Here is a 16,766-nt window from a genome sequence, read left to right as displayed (position 1 = left end):
CGGTCGGGCATCGTTTCTTGCAAAATTGCGTGGCCCCTCCGATCAGCCAAGAAGCTGCGCCTTCATACTGATGAAGTGATCTTTGATCGGTTGAACAAGAGCTGGCCTTCGGGAGAGAATGCTTTCCGCCTCATCCCAGTGTTTCTCAACGTCCGCGATGACTTGCCTTGCTATCCCTCCGAAGTCAAGGTCCCTCGCCCCTATTCGCTCCCCAACTCGCTCAAACGATGCGATTCGAACTGAATCATATTGTTTCTTGCCCATCAGCTTCAGACCAAGGTCCTGGACCACTTCCGGATAGGCCTTCACCGACACGATGTCGTACGCCGGAGAAATAGTGGGCTTTCGACCGTCTCGGTAAATTAGCGACCAGTTCTTTAGGTGTGCGTCCCCGTTCCCGATGAGCACGCTGTAAGCCAACCGTCGGACAAATTCGGATACTGATTTGGTGTCATATGTTCGATAGAACAGGTTCGCAACCGATTCGAAGGTTCCTGTGTACTTCTCTTCTGGGTAATATCCTCTGACCTGCGCCATGTCCTCAATGTGGATGGGTCCTGACTGACCTCGATCAAACCGTCTAATTGCGTAAGCGTCGTGTTCTGAATTCCACGCATACTCGGGGACTCCAACGATGTGATCTCGATGCACCATTCGGATCTCTGGGACCTCGATTCCGACGCGAGAGGCAAGCGTCATTGTCGCGAATTCGTTAACCGGGAGGTCCTTGAAATTGGCATCTGGTAATTTCACTATCCAGTCGCCGCCAGTTCCTGTGGCTGGCGCCGTAAACCTCTCACCGGCACGCAGCATCGAGAACTTTAGGCCAACGCCAGCGATTGAAAAGCGAAAGAGCTGATCGTCGTAATCGTGATCGTCCTGTTGAATGATTGAAACATCTTCAGGTTCAAGTCGATCTTCAAAAACGATGGAATCGGCGTTTCCAATAGCACGCACAGTGACCGCTCCGGGCAAATCACTGCCCAGTTGCGCAAGCAGATCCAAGTCTGGTACCGCAGGCGTTTCGTGGTCTCGAACCTGAGCACGCATCATCTCCCCGAGGCGCCCTTCGGGGAGCAAATTCGAGAACCAAGTCGGAAGCTTCCTCTGCCCAGTGGAAAGACGTCGAATATCTTCCTCGAATCGGAGCCCCAGTACCTTCCTGTCTGGATCGTTGATGTACTGCTCGAAGAAATAGAAGCGGACAGACGGCCCTCTCGCCTGGATCACTCCCGCTGGCCGGCCGTGTAGAAGTACTTCAAGCGCAACTACATCATGCGCCATTCGAATAACTCCAGAGTGGGTCATCACGCTCGTCGAGTACTTCGTACTCGTCCAGATTCAATGAGTCGAGCGAAGGAGTGTCTTCGAACTGCCATTCGGTTTGCTTTCCGAGGAAGACCTCAAGATGCTTGACCAGATCAATTTGCCGCGCATGAATGAACTCTACATCCGCGCCGTGGCTCAACATTTCGGCCGATCGGATTGAGACTCCATGTGAATCAAGCACCGCAATTGCACTATCGTCGCCCTCGATAGCTCGTCTGCTTACAAGACGAAGTACGTCCACGGCCGAGTCTGGCAGCCCCCCACCAACGTCGGGCAACAACACTCGATTCGCTGCCAGCGCCCGATCTGCAGGATCCAAGTCGCCCGTTCGATACAACGGAACGGAGATCTCAACAGCGGTGTTTCCCTCACCCAGAGCTGCAAGCAGCTGTTCTTGACTAAATGATTCCCCTGCACCCATCAGACTGAGGCGACGAGGGCTAAGGTCCCACATTGCGGCAACCATCAGACGTGTGGCTGCATAGTTTGTCTTGAAAATCTTGACGTCGGGCACGTTGGCTGGGCCGTTCCCGACTAGCCTGAGTAGCCCTTCAATCGATTCGGCCTCATTGCCAGGCTTAATACGGCTGCACAACGAACGGGTGGCATAGGTGATGTTTCCCTTTGTAAGTTCTGGGCCGAGACTAGCGGCCCGCCAGAACCATCGCCTTAGGTTGCGACGCACTGCAGGATCAGGATTCGGAAAGTGAGCGAAGAATCGCGTCAGCACGACGAGGAGATAGCGATAGGGAAGAAACGCGAAATGTGGTGCGCCAGCGTCAACCTGAAGAAAACTAATTGCGGACTGAAGCGCTTTCGTGGCATTTTCTCGAGCATCCACCGGGGATTCGTACGGGAAATCGAGTGGGGCACGAGTACTGCTTGACACAGATGCCGAACTTGAGAACTCTCGTCGAATGTCTCGCGAGACGTCCGCCCCCCTGCGCGCCAGCATCGCCAGAAGAATTGTGTCGTCGTCTACAAGGCCGTATCCGGTCGCAGCGTGCACCTCAGCTGAGATCGAACTTAGATCTCCAAGCCCACCTTCCGCTCTTTTCTCCCCGCTACCACTCTCATGCAGCGCCGAGAAGACCTCAGCTCTTGTCAGTTGCTTGCCGTAATTGTTCATTCGATCGAAAATATCCCGGAGTACGTCGGGGTCTGATCGGTCGACAATGTAGACAGGGACCCTGAACTCTCTGATCGACTTCGCAACTCTATTCGCGCGGTCGACATACGAAGGGTCGTCCGTTAGCTCGGAATGATCTCTATACCAATTGAGCAGCCGACTTAGGTCGAAAATAACGGGAAGTGGAATTTCATAGACCGATCTCCCGACCGACTGCACAAATTGTTCCTTAGACACGTCGTACGCAAGCGCGAACCGCGGATCGTTGTGCCCCCCGTCAGTGAGGGCGTTTGACAACGACGTGAGCCGCTGCTGTCCATCGACGACGAAGAGCGCCTGCTCCATCGCCGGAGCGTCGATGTTGAGCGCACCAATCTTCAGGTCCGCAGCAGCTTCTGCGTTCTTGCGCCAGAGAAGAAGGTTTCCAATTGGGTACCCACGCACGATCGAATCAAAAAGCTTGATTACGTCTGAGCGTTGCCATCGCAAACCACGCTGAAATGATGGGATACGTATCTGCCCAGCTTGCACCATCTCCACAAGATCATCAACAGGAAGGGCTTGCGTTTGAAGCCTTGTAACTGATATTTCGGACAATTTCGGGTCTCCCACTCATTTCCTGGTTGAAGCCGCGAGCACGGATCCATACATGAGCACTTCCACTACCCTCCCATAACAAAACGGGCCGCCACCCGAAGGTGACGGCCCGTTTCGAAGAAGTTCGCGGTATCTTCGACCCTTCGACAAGCTCAGGGACCGAGTACGTTACGAAAGAACTAGCGACGCAGTCCGAGACGCTCGATCAGCGAGCGGTAGCGGCTAATGTCGACATCCGACAGGTAACCGAGCAGACGACGACGCTGACCAACCAGCAGGAGCAGGCCACGACGCGAGTGGTGGTCGTGCTTGTGCTCTTTGAGGTGCTCCGTCAGGTCTTTGATGCGCTGCGTGAGCATTGCGATCTGGACCTCGGGGGAACCGGTGTCACCTGGGTGGGTAGCGTACTCTTCGATGATCGCCTTCTTAGCATTAGCTTCGAGTGCCATAGATGGGATCCCCTTTCTCTCACTGCGCGGTGCCCGGGGCAGAATGCCTGGGCTCTCTTTATCCGCGGCCGATTAGACGGCAACCTGAAGAGTTTAGCAGAGATGCGGATGCCCGTGCTCCCGCATCACAGGAAGCAACTCAGGCAGCAACTCAGGAAGCAACTCAGGCAGCTCAGGCCTTCGAACTCTCCCGCGCGAGTTGTGCGACCTCGCGCCGCAGCTGGCGCATCCGTTTGTCACGACGATTCCAGTAGTCGGCATCGGCGTCGGTGAGGGTGAAGGCCTGCAGCTCGCGATCCAAGCGAGCCGTGATCGCCTGTCCGATATCACCCCAGGCGTCGTCTCGCGCGCGCGCCACCAGGCGGGCGACGTAGTCGTCGTCGTCACGCAGGGCCGCCAAGCGATCGGCAACCGCCAGGTTCACATCCTCACGACGACGCAGATTCGCCGTGTCTCCCGCACGGTAGTCGTGCTGATGTTCGCCGACGCCGCCGCGGCCGGCAGCCACCTCGCGCTTGTGTTCGGCCAGCTGGGCCGACCCTTCCGACTCGCGAATCACCTCGGTGAGCACAGCCCGCGCCGACTCGGCATAGTACTCGGGGTCATACGACAGCGATTCGGCCAGCGCACCGATCACGATCTGATTCTTCAAAGCCATTCGGGCGGCGAACTCCGCGAGCATCACGCCTTCGGAAACCATGTCCTCCAGTGCCGGGGTTTCCGGAATCGGAAGTGTCGAGAAATCAAAAGGCTTCGCCCGCACACGGTGTTTGCGACGAAACCACATCTGACGCTCGAGTCCCCTCGTTCCGGAGCCACTGGATCAGCAGCGATCAGTTCACAGCTTATCGCGGCAGAGCCTCCCGCCACCGGGAGGCTCCGCCGTTTGAGCGTGAATCATCAGTGAACTGCTGCTGCCTCCAACAGGTCGTCGAGACGCTCGAAGCCCTCGGTCATGCCGCGCTCCATGCCGCTGGCCACCATTCCGTCGCGGTCCTCTTGCGATTGGTACACCGAGTGAACCTCGATGCGGGTGCGCCCGCCCAGGTCGACAAAGGTCACGGATTCCAGGCTGATGTGCCCTGGATAGCCGTCGAACTCGAAGGTCTGCACGATGCGATCGGGTGCGACACTGTGAAAGACACCGCTAAAGCCGTAGGGCGTTCCCGCCGGGTCGGTGTGGGTGTAGGCCCACTTTCCGCCGGCACGCACGTCATATTCTTGGATGTCCATGGCGAGGTCGCGCGGACCGAGCCACTGAGCGACGAGCTCGGGTTCCGTGTAGGCGCGATAGACATCCGCGACGGGCGCTTCGAACTCACGCACGATATCGACGTAGGGAACGCCGGGCGAAGCCGTGACGGTAACGGGGTGATGGGTAGTCATTTCTCTCCTGCTTTCATGTGTTCGATATGCAGAGCGTCACGCTGCTGAGCGTCGATCTATTGAGTGTCACTCTGCATCGTTGTGAGCACGGCGTCGAGGCGGCGGAACTGCCGTTCGGCGACGAGCCGGTAGGTGTCGATCCATGCCGTGAGTGCTTCGAGTGCTGCAGGGTCGAGGTGACAGGGCCGACGTTGACCCTCCCGCGTGCGGGTGATCAGACCCGCTGCCTCGAGCACCTGAATGTGTTTGGAAACTCCTTGCTTGGTCATGGCGAAGGGATCGGCGAGTTCGTTGACGGTCGCAGGACCCCGGGAGAGCCGTGCGATCAGCGATCGTCGCACCGGATCGGCCAAGGCCAGAAAAGCCCGGTCAAGCTGAGCTTCTCGGTCGCCAGCACCTGAGTCACTGTCGGGCATTTATCAACCTTCTTGTTGATCAACCAACTGGTTGATAATCCGAGAATAGGAGCGGCGGCTGACGTTGTCAAGGGGGCAGATGAGGTGTGGACTGAATGTCGAATGAGGAGAAAACGATGCAACCCAGCACACTGCGCGAAGTGCAAGAGCCGATCAAACAGCGCTACCGCGATGATCCAGATGCAGCACTGGTGACACTGGCAGCTGACGGCACCCTTGGCATGGGACAGAGCTGCTCAGTACAGACCGGTCAGGCACTCGTCAGAGCCGGCCTGCATCCGGCAACCGGAGGCGACGGGCTTCTCGTCTGCTCAGGAGACATGCTGCTGCAGGCACTTGTCGCCTGCGCCGGCGTCACTCTCGGCGCCGTCGCATCCGCGCTCGGCCTCGTCGTCTCGGGCACCGTACGTGCTGAGGGAGACCTCGATTTTCGCGGGACGTTGGCGGTCGAGAAAACAGCGCCAGTCGGATTTCGCGAGATCAGGCTCACTTTTGCATTGGAGTCCGAGGCCGATGACGACAAACTGGCCACCCTGATGCGCTTGACCGAGCGTTACTGCGTGGTGTTTCAAACGCTGGCGGTGCGGCCGGCCCTGTCTGTCACCCACGCGCGATCCAACGCGTGAACAACGAGACGTCCGGTCACGATTCCTCTCGTTGACGCGGGACCGGGTTCAGGCGTGGAGGGCGTGTCGCGGATGCGATGGCCCGCCATTCTGCGGGCGGGCCGCGCCCGACACACCTCCACTCCTGATTTCGGTACCCCACCGGAAGGGTGGCGTTTCGCGCCGTTCGCATGTTTGACTGGCCGTGTGACCACTGACGGGCAGCGCGAGAGCACGATCGGGTCGCCCTTCACGCGAGCGGATGCCGACACAGCGGCCCGCCTTCTCGACCGGCACTGGGGCATCCATGCCCAATCGCTCAGCCGACTCGACACCGAGAACGACGACACATTCCGGGTGCGCATCGTTCCGAAGGCGGATGCCCGGAGTGACGACCCGACCAGCTTCATCCTGAAACTGGCCAACCCGGCCGACGACCCTGCCGAGATCGAGTTGCAGACCAGCGCGCTGCTTCACGCGAGACGGCGCGACCCGACCCTGCCGCTGCAACGCAACATCCCCTCGAAAACCGGCGAGCTACTCCCCCGCCTCACCCTGGCGAACGGCGACGTGCGCATCGGTCGTGTGCTGACGTATCTTCCCGGTTCGCTGCTGCACGATACCCCGTGCACCCTCGCACAGCTGCGTGCCGCCGGGCGCATGATGGCAAAACTCGCCGTTGCGCTCCGTGACTTCGAGCACCAGGCAGCACGGCGTTCACTCCCGTGGGATCTGCAGCAACTCGCCGCCCTTCAGCCGAAACTCGTCGCCGTCGCCGACGCCGGCGTGCGCGCTGAGATGGCGACGGTGCTGACCGGCCTCATCGACGAGACGCTGCCGCGTCTGCGTGAGACGCGCCGGCAGGTGATCCACAACGACTTTCACGGCGGGAATGTGATCGTCGACCCAGACGATCCCACGTTCGTCGCCGGCATCCTCGATTTCGGCGACACCGTCGACAGCTTCTTGGTGGCCGATCTTGCGGTCGCCATGTCGTATGCCGGCGGGTATCCGCGTGCGCGTGCCGGCGAACCGCACCGAGAAGCAGACTCAGGCGAGGCGACCCCAGGCCGAGAGGCCACACCGTGGGCTGCCGCCGATGCGCTGCGCGACGGCTACTGCGAGATCACTCCCCTGACGCCGCGCGAGCGTGAGCTGCTGCATCCGCTCGCCATCGGCCGCCTCGTGCAGCGCTACATTCTCGGCAGCTGGCTCGCCAGCACAGACCCGGCGAACGCCGACTACACGGCCAAGAATCTTCGACTCACACTCGACCAGTTCAACCGACTGAGCAGGTCAACAGACTGATTAGGTCAACCGCGTGAGCAGTTCACCAGCATGAGAGGAACCCCCGTTGTGGCAGGTCCGAGCAGCTATTTTCGCCCTGAGAACATCGACGAGCTACCCGCGGCCGAGCGCGATCTTGTCGCCCGGCGCGAGCGCCTGCTCGGGCAGGCCTACCGTCTGTTCTATGAGCGGCCGATCGAGATCGTGCGCGGCGAGGGCACCAGGCTGTACGACGCCGACGGCGCTGAATACCTCGATGTCTACAACAATGTGCCTTCTGTCGGTCATTCGCATCCGCGCGTCGTCGAGGCGATCGCACGCCAGGCCGCGACGCTCAACACGCATACCCGCTATCTCAGCCGCGGGATTCTCGACTACTCCGACGACCTTCTCGCCACTCTGCCGCCCGGCATCGACAACGCGATGTTCACCTGCACCGGTTCTGAGGCCAACGACCTCGCCCTGCGCCTGGCCAAAGGTGTCACCGGAAATCAGGGAGTGATCGTCACCCGCAACGCCTATCACGGGGTCACCACCGAAGTCGCGGCCATCTCTCCGTCGCTCGGCGGCGAGAACACCGTCGCGCCCTGGGTGCGCATCGTCGATGCGCCGACCGGTGACGGCAGTGAGTTCGTTCGGCAGGTCGTCGCCGCGACGGATGCGCTTCGCCAGTCAGCGCACGGCCTCGCCGCGGTCATCGTCGACACGGTGTTCGCCAGCGACGGTGTCGTTCCTGGCCGCCACCTCCCTGGTTCACCCGGGTTTCTCGCCCCGGTCGTTGCCGCGACTCGCGCCGCCGGCGGGCTCTTCATCGCCGACGAGGTGCAGCCGGGATTCGGTCGGCTCGGCTCGTGGCCGAGTGCCGCCAGGACCAGTACCGGTACCGGCACCGGGACCGACACGGGCACGGGCACGGGCAGCGGCACGGGCCGCGCTGCGCACGACACCGACTTCACCGCCCCCGAATCGGGCCTCTGGGGATTCGCCCGCCACACCATCGTTCCCGACATCGTCACCCTGGGCAAGCCGATGGGCAACGGAATGCCGATCGCCGCGATGCTGGCCCGCCGCGACCTCGTCGACGCCTTCGGCGCCGAAATGCGCTACTTCAACACCTTCGGCGGCAATCCGGTGTCCATCGCCGCAGCACAGGCCACCCTCGACGTCGTGCGCGACGAGCATCTGCCCCAGAACGCCACGGCCGTCGGCCGCTACCTGGTCTCACAGCTGACCGCTCTGGCGGGCACGGCCGCCGAGATCGGCGATATCCGCGGGGCCGGGCTCTTCATCGGTGTCGACATCGTCGACGCTCACGGGCAGCCCGACGAAGCGCGCACCGTCGCGCTGCTCAACGAGCTGAGGCGGCGGCACGTGTTGATCGGGGCATCCGGCCTTGCCAACAACACACTCAAGGTGCGCCCTCCACTGCCGTTCAGCATCAGCGACGCCGACCGGTTTCTCACCGAACTCGAGGGAGCGCTGACGACGCTGCGTCACCAGCGGCGCTCAAGGCCATCGGCGTGACGGTGATCATTTCCGAGTTGAGTGACGCCCGCAAAGAGCAGGCCCGTTCCACGGGCGTGGCCGACCACGTCGTCGATCCAAGCAGCGAAAACCTCATCGACCGGGCAGTCAAAATCATCGTGCACCCGTAGTCGAAACGAACGCATCACCGGCACATCACCGGCACATCACCGGCGATTGAGCCTGTCGAAGTCGCGGGAGTGAACCGTCTGCGCCGACCGCCGCGACCGCCGCGACCACCGCGGCGGAAGTTGAAGCAGCACGGCGAGCGCCAGCAAGACAGTCCCGACGACGGCGATGGCGAAGTTGAGGCCGAACACCACGACGGTGAACGGCGGAAGAATCACAAGCGAGGCCGAGACACTGACGCTCCAGTCGTGCACCCGCTTGTCGTTGCTGCGGGGAATGATCGGTTGTTCGAACCGTCGCAGAGCGATCGTGATACCGGTCAGCAGCAGAATAGCGATCAGCAAGATGACGGGCCGCGTCAGCCACCAGCCGACGGTCCCTGGCTCCGGCGACGGAACCGGAGAGAGCAGCAGCAGTCCGACGATGAGCGCGATCACCGGCAAGTGCCACAGATAGATGGTCATCAGCCGGCTGCCCACCGCGGCGACGATCCGCCTGATCGCCGTGACGTGCATCATCCGATCGAGAAGCGGGTGGAGCAGCATCAGCAATGACAATTGGGCGATGCCCTGCAGGCAGAGCGCGACGGTCGGCGGATTCAAGTTGTCCAGCATGTTCGCCGGGTACGCACCGAGCTCGGTGAGGAGTGCGAGAGTGGCGAAACTTGCGACGACGAGCAGTGACAGGCTCCACCGCGACCGCGCCGCGAACCATCCGTCTGCCGCCCACACGCCCAGCTGCTGGATGAACAACCAGACGAAGATCATGTTGAACAGACCCAGCTCCGAAATCCCGGATGCCCACCGCGTCACGTCCAGTGCGATCGCCGCCACGGCCAGACCGACCAGGGTACGCACGGGCGCACGCTCGTGCAGGGCCACCATCCCCGGCACGAACGCCTGGCTGAACGTATACGCAGCAAGAAACCACAGCGGCGAGGCGACCCCGCTCGTGATGCGTCCGACGGTGTCGGAGTCGAGTCCGCTCAGTAGCATGGCGAGAATGGCGATCGCCAGAAAAGCGAAGAATGGCACGGCCGGACGCGCCAGGCGCAGCACGCGTCCTCGGATGAACTCGGCCGCGGTTCCGCCGCGCGCGTCGATTCTGCGCCAGGCTTGCGCGCCGACGAAACCGCCGATCGCGAAGAACAGCGGCATGATCTGGGTGACCCAGGTGACGGGGGTGAACCACGCCTGAAGCTCCAATGGGCGCACCAAAACCAGATCGTGGCGGGCGGTGACGGAGGCGCCGAGCAGCAGCAAATGGCCGAGCACGACACACACGAGGCATCCGACCCGCGCGATGTCCATCACGGGGTCCCGCCCACTCACTCCACTCCGCACAGCAGCGGAGCGGGGCTCTTTCACCCGTTTCACACCTGACCTCCGCACGGGCTGAAGTTCTCTGTTTTCAGTGTGGCACCGATCTGGGTACTCGAGACAGGCCCACGGAAAGGCGGATGGCGCACCCGAGCGCGCCATCCGCTGAAGCGCCGCGCCTAGAAGATGCGGATCGCAACTTCCGCCGGCGCCGCGAGCAACGCCTCAATCTCATCGTCGAGCTTGACCAGGGTGAGCGAAGCACCGGCCATGTCCAGCGAGGTGCAGTACTCGCCGACATAGCTGCGGCCGACGGTGATGCCGCGCTCGGCCAACTGGGCGTGAGCACGTCCGTACAGTATGTAGAGCTCACTGATCGGGGTGCCTCCGAGGCCGTTGATCATCAGAGCGACCCGGTCACCTGACTCGAACGGAAGATCGCTGACCACGGCTTCGAGAAGCTCGTCGACGATCTCATTCGCGCTGGCGAGTTTGGCTCGCCGACGACCCGGCTCCCCGTGGATGCCGACGCCCATTTCCATCTCGTCCTCACCGAGTTCGAACAGCGGAGAGCCCTTCGCGGGCGGAGTGCAGGAGGTCAGCGCCATACCCATCGTGCGGGTGACGCTATTCACCTTCTCGCCGATCCTGATGAGTTCGTCGAGGTCTGCGCCGTTCTCAGCGGCAGCCCCCACCGCCTTCATCACAAAGAAGTTGCCGGCGACTCCGCGCCGCCCGACCGTGTAAGTGGAGTCCTTCACCGACACGTCATCGTCGATGAACAGCGTCTTCACCAGGATTCCGTCGGCCGCGCTCATCTCCTCTGCCATCTCGAAGGCCATCTTGTCGCCGGTGTAATTGTTCACCAGCAGCAGCACGCCCTTCGGCGAGGCAACGAGCTTCGTCGTTTCGTAGACGTAGTCCATGGGCGGGGCAGCGAAAACGTCACCAGGACAGGCCGCATCGAGCATTCCCTTGCCGACCACCATCACGTGCGCTGGTTCGTGGCCAGAGCCAGAGCCTTGAACAATCGACACCTTGTTCGGATTCGGCGCATCGGAGCGCATGATCAAGTTGTAGTCGGGCACATACGTCAGGGTGTCTGGGTTCGCCAGCGCGATTCCGGTCAGCATTTCGGCGACGTACTTCTGGGGATCATTGACGAATTTCTTCATGGCGTGCACTCCAGGTCGTGTTCGGGTTGACCCGTGCCGCCCCGGCACGGGAGCATCATGCGTTCGTCGGCGGCTACCGGTGCGCCCACTCGTCACTGAGGCGTTCCAGCATGACGGCCACCGCGACGGCGCCCGGATCGGGCGAACCGATGCTGCGCTCGCCGGTGTAGCTGGCGCGTCCGCGCTTGGCGAGCATGCTCGTGGTCGCATCGGCGGTGGACCGTGCGACGGCCGCCATCCGTGCGACGGATGCCGCGGCGTCAGTTCCCGCCGCGACTTCTGCCTCGAGCGCGTCGGTCGCCGGCACGAGGGAGTCGAGCAGTGTCTTGTCGCCGAGGTCCGAGTTTCCGCGGGCTTTGATTCCCTCAACCGCCGAACGCAGCATCGCGACCACGTCGCCGCCCGTCAGCTCGTCTTTGCCCCGCACAGCTCCCGAAGCCCGCAGAAATGCGGTTCCCCAGAGCGGACCTGAGGTGCCGCCGACGCGACCGGCGATCACCATGGCGACTTTCTGGAGGAACGCGGCGGGGTTGCTCCGGTCGAAGTCGTTCCAGTCGGCGAGCACGATCTCAAAGCCGCGAGCCAGGGAGTAGCCGAAGTCGCCGTCTCCGACCACCGCATCGAGGTCCCCGAATTCCCGCTCGTTGTCCACGGCGGTCTGGGCCATGCTGCGCACCACGAATTCGGTGTCGGCGAGGCTGGAACCGGGTGCCGGATCAGGCGCGGAATCGGTGGTGGAATCGGTCATCATTTCTCCCCTTCCTTGCCCTTCTTCTCCTCATCGACGAGTCGGAGAAGCGCGCTCAGATCTGCCAACTCCACCCACTGCCCTGGATGGAGCCCGAGCGGGTCGTCGAGCACGACGGCGGCGGGGCCGCTGGGGTCGCCGAGCGAACTCACCACGAGGGCTGCACCGTCGAAGTTCTCCTCCGCGGTGTAGCCGCTGACGGTGACGACGGTGAGGAGCCCAGCGGCGAGCGCCGCGCGCAGGCCGTTCTCGCTGTCTTCAATCACGAGGGCGTCGTCGGCGTCGACACCGAGCTCGTGCAGTGCGAGCAGGTAGATGTCGGGGGCCGGCTTCTTCGCCGTCACGCGATCACCCGCGAAGACCCGGAACCTGCTCGCGAGGTTCTCGCCGACACTGTGGCTGAGCACGGCGCGCACCGAAGCCTCGGCCGACGTCGACGCCACGGCGAGCGTCCACCCTGCGCCCGCGGCTTCCTGCACGATTCGACGGATGCCGGGCCGCGCCGGCAGTACCCCGGCGGCCACCATCTCGGTGTAGATCTCGGTCTTGCGGCGGTGCCAGGTTGCGATCGTGTCTGCCCACGACGACGGATCGTCGCCGAGTCCGAGCTCAGCCGCCAGTTCTGGCGTGAGGATGCTATTCATGCGCTCTTTGCCCCCGCCGATCTTCACCTTCTCGGCATAGTCGGCATCGCTCCAGTGCACCGGAACGGCGAACTCGCGAAACGTCTGATTGAACGCGGGCAGGTGTCCGTCTCGTTCGGTGTCGGCCAGCACCCCATCACAGTCAAAGATCAAGGTCGGCATCGCTCAGGCCTTGCCCGCGCTGCCGAACTGCTGGGCGAGGTCGCGAGTCATCGCCACGATGTCGGCCCGAACGTGAGCGAAGAGCGACGGAGGATCCCACTTGTCGATGGCCTCCGCCTCCTTCAGAAAACTCAGGTTCGACTTCATGTAGGTGATCTTCAACGCGGTGGAAATATTGACCTTCGCGCAGCCCCGCGCGATCAGATCATGAAACTGGGCGTCGGTGAGTCCGCTTCCGCCGTGCAAAGCGATGGGAACCGGATGCGCTTCGACCAGGTCGGTGACCCGCTGAAAGTCGAGCACCGGCTCGCGTTTGTACACGCCGTGCGCATTGCCGATCGCCGGCGCGAAGACATCCACCCCGGTCGCCTCGAGAAACCTCAGCGACACCTCGAGGGTCTGACGGTTGGATTCCGCGTCGGAGCCGAGACCGTCTTCGACCCCGCGGATCGACTCGATCTCCCCTTCGACATGCGCGCCATACTGGCGTGCCTCGGCGACGACCTCGATCGTCTGCCGCTGGTTCTCTTCGACGGGGAGCGTCGACGCGTCGAAGAGCACCGAGTTCCAGCCGCGTTGCAGACATTCGGTGATCACCGCCCGGTCGGGACAATGGTCGAGGTGCAGGGCCACCGGAACATCGATTCCGGCCGTCATCGACTCCCACATCGCGAACAGCACGGCCGAGCCGATCGACTTGACCGTCTTCACCGATGTCTGCAGAATCACCGGCGAGCGCGCTTCGACCGCTCCGGCCAGCACGGCTTCCATGGTGAGGTCATTGACAATGTTGATCGCCGGCACCCCATAGCGTTCGGCGAACGCCCGATCGACGATGTCTTTCAATGTCGAAACAGCCACCTGGTGCCTCCTTGCCCCTGTGCGGCACATGGTAAGCCGGAACCTCGTGGCCGACAATCCCACTATTTCTAGCGCTCGAACACCAACAGAGTCGAGGTGGCACTCGCGTACACGCGACCCGACGCATCCACCAGCTTGGCCTCGGCGAACGCCACGCGGCGACCGAACGAGATCAGCGTTGCCTCGGCCCGCATCGGTCCGGTGTCGGTGGTGATGGCCTTGTGGTACGACACCTTGAGCTCGAGCGTGGTGTAGCCCTGCGTTGCGCTGAGCCGTGAATGCGCGGCGCAGCCGCAGGCGCTGTCGAGCAGGGATGCCGCGTAACCGCCGTGCACCGAGCCGATCGGGTTGTAGGCGTGCGGGCCGGGCGTTCCGGCGAACACGGCACTCCCCTCGCCGACCTCGACCAGGTCGAAATCAAGCGACTCGGCGATTCCGGGGCGGCGACCTGACGCAATCAACGCACGCAACTGTTCAATGCCCGACAGGCCGGGGCCCATTTCTTCCATAAGCGTCTCTGACATCAGCTGCGCCATTCGTCGAATGTGCCGACGACCTCGTCGAGAACGGCTTCGGAGCCGGCATAGATACCGTCGGCTCGCGGCCAGTGGCTGATCACGTCGGTGAAGCCGAGTTCTGCAGCCCGGCCGACGGCATCCTGAAAGGCACCAACGCTCTGCAAAGAGTAGGAGCCACCGCTGTCGAGCGAGAGGTAGCGGTCGATGGTTTGCGGGTCGCGGCCGGCGGCATGCGCTGCCATCTCCAACCGGCCGACCATCTGGCGCACGCCGGCCCACCACTCGTCGCCATCGACGCCGTCCGCGCCGGTGGTCACCCAGCCGGCTCCAAATTGCGCGACAAGCCCCAGACCGCGTGGCCCGTTTGCGGCGATCACGAAGGGAACGCGCGGGTGTTGTGCCGGGCGCCCGACCATGCGCGCGTCAACGGCGGTGAACCAGTCACCCCGAAAGCTCACCCCGCCGGAGCCTGGCTCCTCATGCCGCAACAGCAGGTCGAGGCTTGTCACGAACTCGGCGAATCGGCCATGCCGCTCAGCCGGAGTGTACTCGGCCTGTCCCAGAACGAAGGCGTCGAAGCCCGTGCCGCCCGAACCGATCCCGAGTAGAAATCGTCCGTCGGAGATGTCGTCGATCGTCGCGACCTCCTTGGCAAACGTCACCGGATGCCGAAAATTCGGCGAGGCAACGAAGGTGCCGAGCTTGATTTCGCTGGTCACCGCCGCTGCGGCCGCGAGGGTCGGCACCGTCGCCTGCCAGGGCTGATCGGCGAGGGTGCGCCAGGAAAGGTGGTCGTAGGTCCAGGCATGGTCGAACCCGAAATCTTCGGCCGCCTGCCACTTGCGGCGTGCGTGACGCCAGGAGTCTTGCGGGAGAATCACAATTCCAAATCGCATGGTGCGAGTCTACGGACGCACCGGCCAGCGGGAGTAGCGACACCGGCCAGCGGGAACAGCGACACCGGCCAGCGGGAGCAGCGAACCACGACTGGCAATTCCACAACTCCACTCGTGATCTCAGCGCGACTGTTTGTGCTGTCAGTCGCGGGTGGCAGACTCAGCTCATGACCGGTACGCCGCACAACGTCGAGCAGCACTGGCCCGCGCGCTGCACCATTGTGCCGCCGTACCTCTTGGTGCGGCTCGCCCGGCTCACCGATCCGCGCTACGCCGGCGCGGCAGAGGCGGCACGCCAGTCCTTGCTGCGGGATCTCCCGCTCCGTGAGCTCCGCATTCCGGCACAACCGCCCACTCCGCTTTCTGGTGCGCCGCGAACGGCAGCTGCCACGCGACCGGGGCACCGACCGGGATCGATCGACCGTACGGTGGCGGATGCCGGCGGCCGGGAGTTGCTGCCAGGTCGGATCGTGCGCCGCGAGGGTCAGCCGCCCGTCGCCGACCTCGCGGTGAATGAGGCCTACGACGGACTCGGATCAACCCACGTGATGTTTTGGACTCAGTTTCAGCGCGACTCAATCGACGGCGCCGGGCTGCCCCTCGATGCGTCGGTGCACTACGGCGATCACTACGACAACGCGTTCTGGAACGGCGAACGCATGGTCTTCGGCGACGGAGACGGACAGGTGTTCAATCGGTTCACGCTCTCGCTCACCGTGATCGGGCATGAGCTCACCCACGGCGTCGTGCAGCACACCGCGAACCTCGACTATCGCGGGCAGTCCGGGGCACTGAATGAGTCGATCGCCGACGTCTTCGGGTCGTTGGTCGAGCAATTCGCGTTCGGCCAGAGCACGACGCAGGCGAGCTGGCTGGTCGGTGAGGGCCTGTTCACCGATCAGGTCGAAGGCACGGCGCTCCGTTCGCTGAAAGCTCCGGGCACCGCTTACAACGATGACGTGCTCGGCAAAGACCCGCAGCCGTCAGAGATGGCGGGCTACGTCGACACCGATGCCGACAACGGCGGTGTCCATCTGAATTCCGGCATCCCGAATCGGGCGTTCTATCTGGTGGCGGATGCCCTCGGCGGCAACGCGTGGGAGGCTCCTGGTCAGATTTGGTACGACGCTCTGACCGGCCGCACACCCACTGGCAGCACGCTGGCCCCAAATGCTGACTTCGCTGACTTCGCTCGGGCGACCGAGACGGCCGCTGCCACCCGGTTCGGAGTGGATTCAGCTGAGCAGCACGCGGTGACGACCGCCTGGCATACCGTCGGCGTCAGCACACTCGGTGCGAGGTAGGTGCCTCATGAAAGTCATCGTGTCGAGAAGCGGCGGGATTGCGGGCATCCGTCTCACCTGGGAGGTTCAGGTCGAGGATCAGCCCGACTCCTCCGATTGGCTGGCTCTCATCTCAACCCTGCCGTGGAGAGACTCACCGAGAACCGCCCCGCAACCCGACCGGTTCGTCTATCGCATCCGTTGCAACGCCCACGATGTCGAACTGGCCGAACCCGACTTGGCCGGGCCATGGCGGGAGCTCGTCGAACGAGTGCAGCGGGCGCACCGGCCTCCTCCCACGGAGTAGTC

The 16,766-nt window shown here is 62.9% G+C and carries 19 protein-coding genes; 6 read left to right on the top strand and 13 right to left on the bottom strand.

The annotated features are described in order from the left end of the window. Window positions 1-42: 42 nt before the first annotated feature. From ABD791_RS20280 to ABD791_RS20255, 6 genes are all read right to left on the bottom strand, one after another. Window positions 43-1,284: a type II toxin-antitoxin system HipA family toxin gene (locus ABD791_RS20280; protein WP_345069708.1), complete on the bottom strand. Its 1,242-nt coding sequence runs from the start codon at window positions 1,282-1,284 to the stop codon at window positions 43-45. Beyond that, the gene (locus ABD791_RS20275; protein WP_345069707.1) at window positions 1,274-3,055 is read right to left on the bottom strand and encodes a DUF262 domain-containing protein; all 1,782 of its coding nucleotides are present in this window, start codon (window positions 3,053-3,055) and stop codon (window positions 1,274-1,276) included. The genes ABD791_RS20280 and ABD791_RS20275 overlap by 11 nt, the downstream gene beginning before the upstream one ends. 179 nt (window positions 3,056-3,234) lie before the next feature. Further along, the gene (gene rpsO / locus ABD791_RS20270) at window positions 3,235-3,504 is read right to left on the bottom strand and encodes a 30S ribosomal protein S15 (RefSeq protein WP_345069706.1); all 270 of its coding nucleotides are present in this window, start codon (window positions 3,502-3,504) and stop codon (window positions 3,235-3,237) included. Between the two features lie 172 nt (window positions 3,505-3,676). Next, window positions 3,677-4,204, bottom strand: a complete 528-nt coding sequence (locus ABD791_RS20265; RefSeq protein ID WP_345069705.1) for an asparagine synthase — start codon at window positions 4,202-4,204, stop codon at window positions 3,677-3,679. A 200-nt stretch (window positions 4,205-4,404) separates the two neighbouring features. Beyond that, the gene (locus ABD791_RS20260; RefSeq protein WP_345069704.1) at window positions 4,405-4,890 is read right to left on the bottom strand and encodes an SRPBCC family protein; all 486 of its coding nucleotides are present in this window, start codon (window positions 4,888-4,890) and stop codon (window positions 4,405-4,407) included. Window positions 4,891-4,946: 56 nt separating this feature from the next. Continuing rightward, complete coding sequence (locus ABD791_RS20255) at window positions 4,947-5,306, bottom strand: ArsR/SmtB family transcription factor (RefSeq protein ID WP_345069703.1); 360 nt, start codon at window positions 5,304-5,306, stop codon at window positions 4,947-4,949. A gap of 116 nt (window positions 5,307-5,422) precedes the next feature. Here ABD791_RS20255 and ABD791_RS20250 point away from each other — a divergent pair, with 116 nt between their 5' ends. The 4 genes from ABD791_RS20250 (at window position 5,423) to ABD791_RS20235 (ending at window position 8,853) form a co-directional block, all read left to right on the top strand. Continuing rightward, window positions 5,423-5,932: an OsmC family protein gene (locus tag ABD791_RS20250; protein ID WP_345069702.1), complete on the top strand. Its 510-nt coding sequence runs from the start codon at window positions 5,423-5,425 to the stop codon at window positions 5,930-5,932. Between the two features lie 186 nt (window positions 5,933-6,118). Beyond that, window positions 6,119-7,219, top strand: a complete 1,101-nt coding sequence (locus ABD791_RS20245; protein WP_345069701.1) for a phosphotransferase — start codon at window positions 6,119-6,121, stop codon at window positions 7,217-7,219. Between the two features lie 48 nt (window positions 7,220-7,267). Next, a complete protein-coding gene (locus ABD791_RS20240; protein ID WP_345069700.1) occupies window positions 7,268-8,722 on the top strand; it encodes an aspartate aminotransferase family protein in 1,455 nt (484 codons plus the stop codon). Beyond that, complete coding sequence (locus ABD791_RS20235; protein WP_345069699.1) at window positions 8,719-8,853, top strand: hypothetical protein; 135 nt, start codon at window positions 8,719-8,721, stop codon at window positions 8,851-8,853. The genes ABD791_RS20240 and ABD791_RS20235 overlap by 4 nt, the downstream gene beginning before the upstream one ends. 36 nt (window positions 8,854-8,889) lie before the next feature. On the opposite strand, the gene ABD791_RS20230 is transcribed toward ABD791_RS20235, so the two are convergent. From ABD791_RS20230 to ABD791_RS20200, 7 genes are all read right to left on the bottom strand, one after another. Beyond that, a complete protein-coding gene (locus ABD791_RS20230; RefSeq protein WP_345069697.1) occupies window positions 8,890-10,182 on the bottom strand; it encodes an acyltransferase family protein in 1,293 nt (430 codons plus the stop codon). Window positions 10,183-10,349: 167 nt separating this feature from the next. Then, window positions 10,350-11,345 carry a dihydroxyacetone kinase subunit DhaK gene (dhaK, locus tag ABD791_RS20225; RefSeq protein ID WP_345069695.1) on the bottom strand — a complete coding sequence of 332 codons (996 nt, stop codon included), beginning with the start codon at window positions 11,343-11,345 and terminating at the stop codon, window positions 10,350-10,352. 73 nt (window positions 11,346-11,418) lie between these two features. After that, entirely contained in the window at window positions 11,419-12,096 is a 678-nt protein-coding gene (gene dhaL / locus ABD791_RS20220; protein ID WP_345069693.1) for a dihydroxyacetone kinase subunit DhaL, read from the bottom strand. Beyond that, a complete protein-coding gene (locus ABD791_RS20215) occupies window positions 12,093-12,899 on the bottom strand; it encodes an HAD-IA family hydrolase (protein WP_345069692.1) in 807 nt (268 codons plus the stop codon). Before ABD791_RS20215 ends, dhaL begins: the two co-directional genes overlap by 4 nt. Window positions 12,900-12,902: 3 nt before the next feature. Next, on the bottom strand, window positions 12,903-13,760 hold the full coding sequence (locus ABD791_RS20210; protein WP_345069689.1) for a class II fructose-bisphosphate aldolase: 858 nt from the start codon (window positions 13,758-13,760) through the stop codon (window positions 12,903-12,905). A gap of 68 nt (window positions 13,761-13,828) precedes the next feature. Beyond that, a complete protein-coding gene (locus tag ABD791_RS20205) occupies window positions 13,829-14,284 on the bottom strand; it encodes a PaaI family thioesterase (protein ID WP_345069687.1) in 456 nt (151 codons plus the stop codon). Further along, window positions 14,284-15,174: an LLM class flavin-dependent oxidoreductase gene (locus ABD791_RS20200; RefSeq protein ID WP_345069685.1), complete on the bottom strand. Its 891-nt coding sequence runs from the start codon at window positions 15,172-15,174 to the stop codon at window positions 14,284-14,286. The genes ABD791_RS20205 and ABD791_RS20200 overlap by 1 nt, the downstream gene beginning before the upstream one ends. Before the next feature lie 167 nt (window positions 15,175-15,341). Here ABD791_RS20200 and ABD791_RS20195 point away from each other — a divergent pair, with 167 nt between their 5' ends. Further along, window positions 15,342-16,478 carry a M4 family metallopeptidase gene (locus tag ABD791_RS20195; RefSeq protein ID WP_345069683.1) on the top strand — a complete coding sequence of 379 codons (1,137 nt, stop codon included), beginning with the start codon at window positions 15,342-15,344 and terminating at the stop codon, window positions 16,476-16,478. Between the two features lie 7 nt (window positions 16,479-16,485). Next, on the top strand, window positions 16,486-16,764 hold the full coding sequence (locus ABD791_RS20190) for a protealysin inhibitor emfourin (RefSeq protein ID WP_345069682.1): 279 nt from the start codon (window positions 16,486-16,488) through the stop codon (window positions 16,762-16,764). The last annotated feature ends 2 nt before the right edge of the window (window positions 16,765-16,766 follow it).

Origin of the sequence: Glaciibacter kafniensis (genome assembly GCF_039538945.1) — a bacterium.
GTDB classification, from domain to species: Bacteria; Actinomycetota; Actinomycetes; order Actinomycetales; family Microbacteriaceae; genus Cryobacterium; species Cryobacterium kafniensis.
This window is presented reverse-complemented; position numbering and strand designations above follow the sequence as displayed.

Excerpts from the sequence above, each read along its gene's own strand:
- ABD791_RS20280 (WP_345069708.1), bottom strand. The coding sequence starts at position 1,284 with ATGGCGCATGATGTAGTTGCGCTTGAAGTACTTCTACACGGCCGGCCA.
- rpsO (WP_345069706.1), bottom strand. The coding sequence starts at position 3,504 with ATGGCACTCGAAGCTAATGCTAAGAAGGCGATCATCGAAGAGTACGCT.
- ABD791_RS20265 (WP_345069705.1), bottom strand. The coding sequence starts at position 4,204 with ATGGTTTCCGAAGGCGTGATGCTCGCGGAGTTCGCCGCCCGAATGGCT.
- ABD791_RS20260 (WP_345069704.1), bottom strand. The coding sequence starts at position 4,890 with ATGACTACCCATCACCCCGTTACCGTCACGGCTTCGCCCGGCGTTCCC.
- ABD791_RS20255 (WP_345069703.1), bottom strand. The coding sequence starts at position 5,306 with ATGCCCGACAGTGACTCAGGTGCTGGCGACCGAGAAGCTCAGCTTGAC.
- ABD791_RS20250 (WP_345069702.1), top strand. The coding sequence starts at position 5,423 with ATGCAACCCAGCACACTGCGCGAAGTGCAAGAGCCGATCAAACAGCGC.
- dhaK (WP_345069695.1), bottom strand. The coding sequence starts at position 11,345 with ATGAAGAAATTCGTCAATGATCCCCAGAAGTACGTCGCCGAAATGCTG.
- dhaL (WP_345069693.1), bottom strand. The coding sequence starts at position 12,096 with ATGATGACCGATTCCACCACCGATTCCGCGCCTGATCCGGCACCCGGT.
- ABD791_RS20215 (WP_345069692.1), bottom strand. The coding sequence starts at position 12,899 with ATGCCGACCTTGATCTTTGACTGTGATGGGGTGCTGGCCGACACCGAA.
- ABD791_RS20205 (WP_345069687.1), bottom strand. The coding sequence starts at position 14,284 with ATGTCAGAGACGCTTATGGAAGAAATGGGCCCCGGCCTGTCGGGCATT.
- ABD791_RS20200 (WP_345069685.1), bottom strand. The coding sequence starts at position 15,174 with ATGCGATTTGGAATTGTGATTCTCCCGCAAGACTCCTGGCGTCACGCA.
- ABD791_RS20195 (WP_345069683.1), top strand. The coding sequence starts at position 15,342 with ATGACCGGTACGCCGCACAACGTCGAGCAGCACTGGCCCGCGCGCTGC.
- ABD791_RS20190 (WP_345069682.1), top strand. The coding sequence starts at position 16,486 with ATGAAAGTCATCGTGTCGAGAAGCGGCGGGATTGCGGGCATCCGTCTC.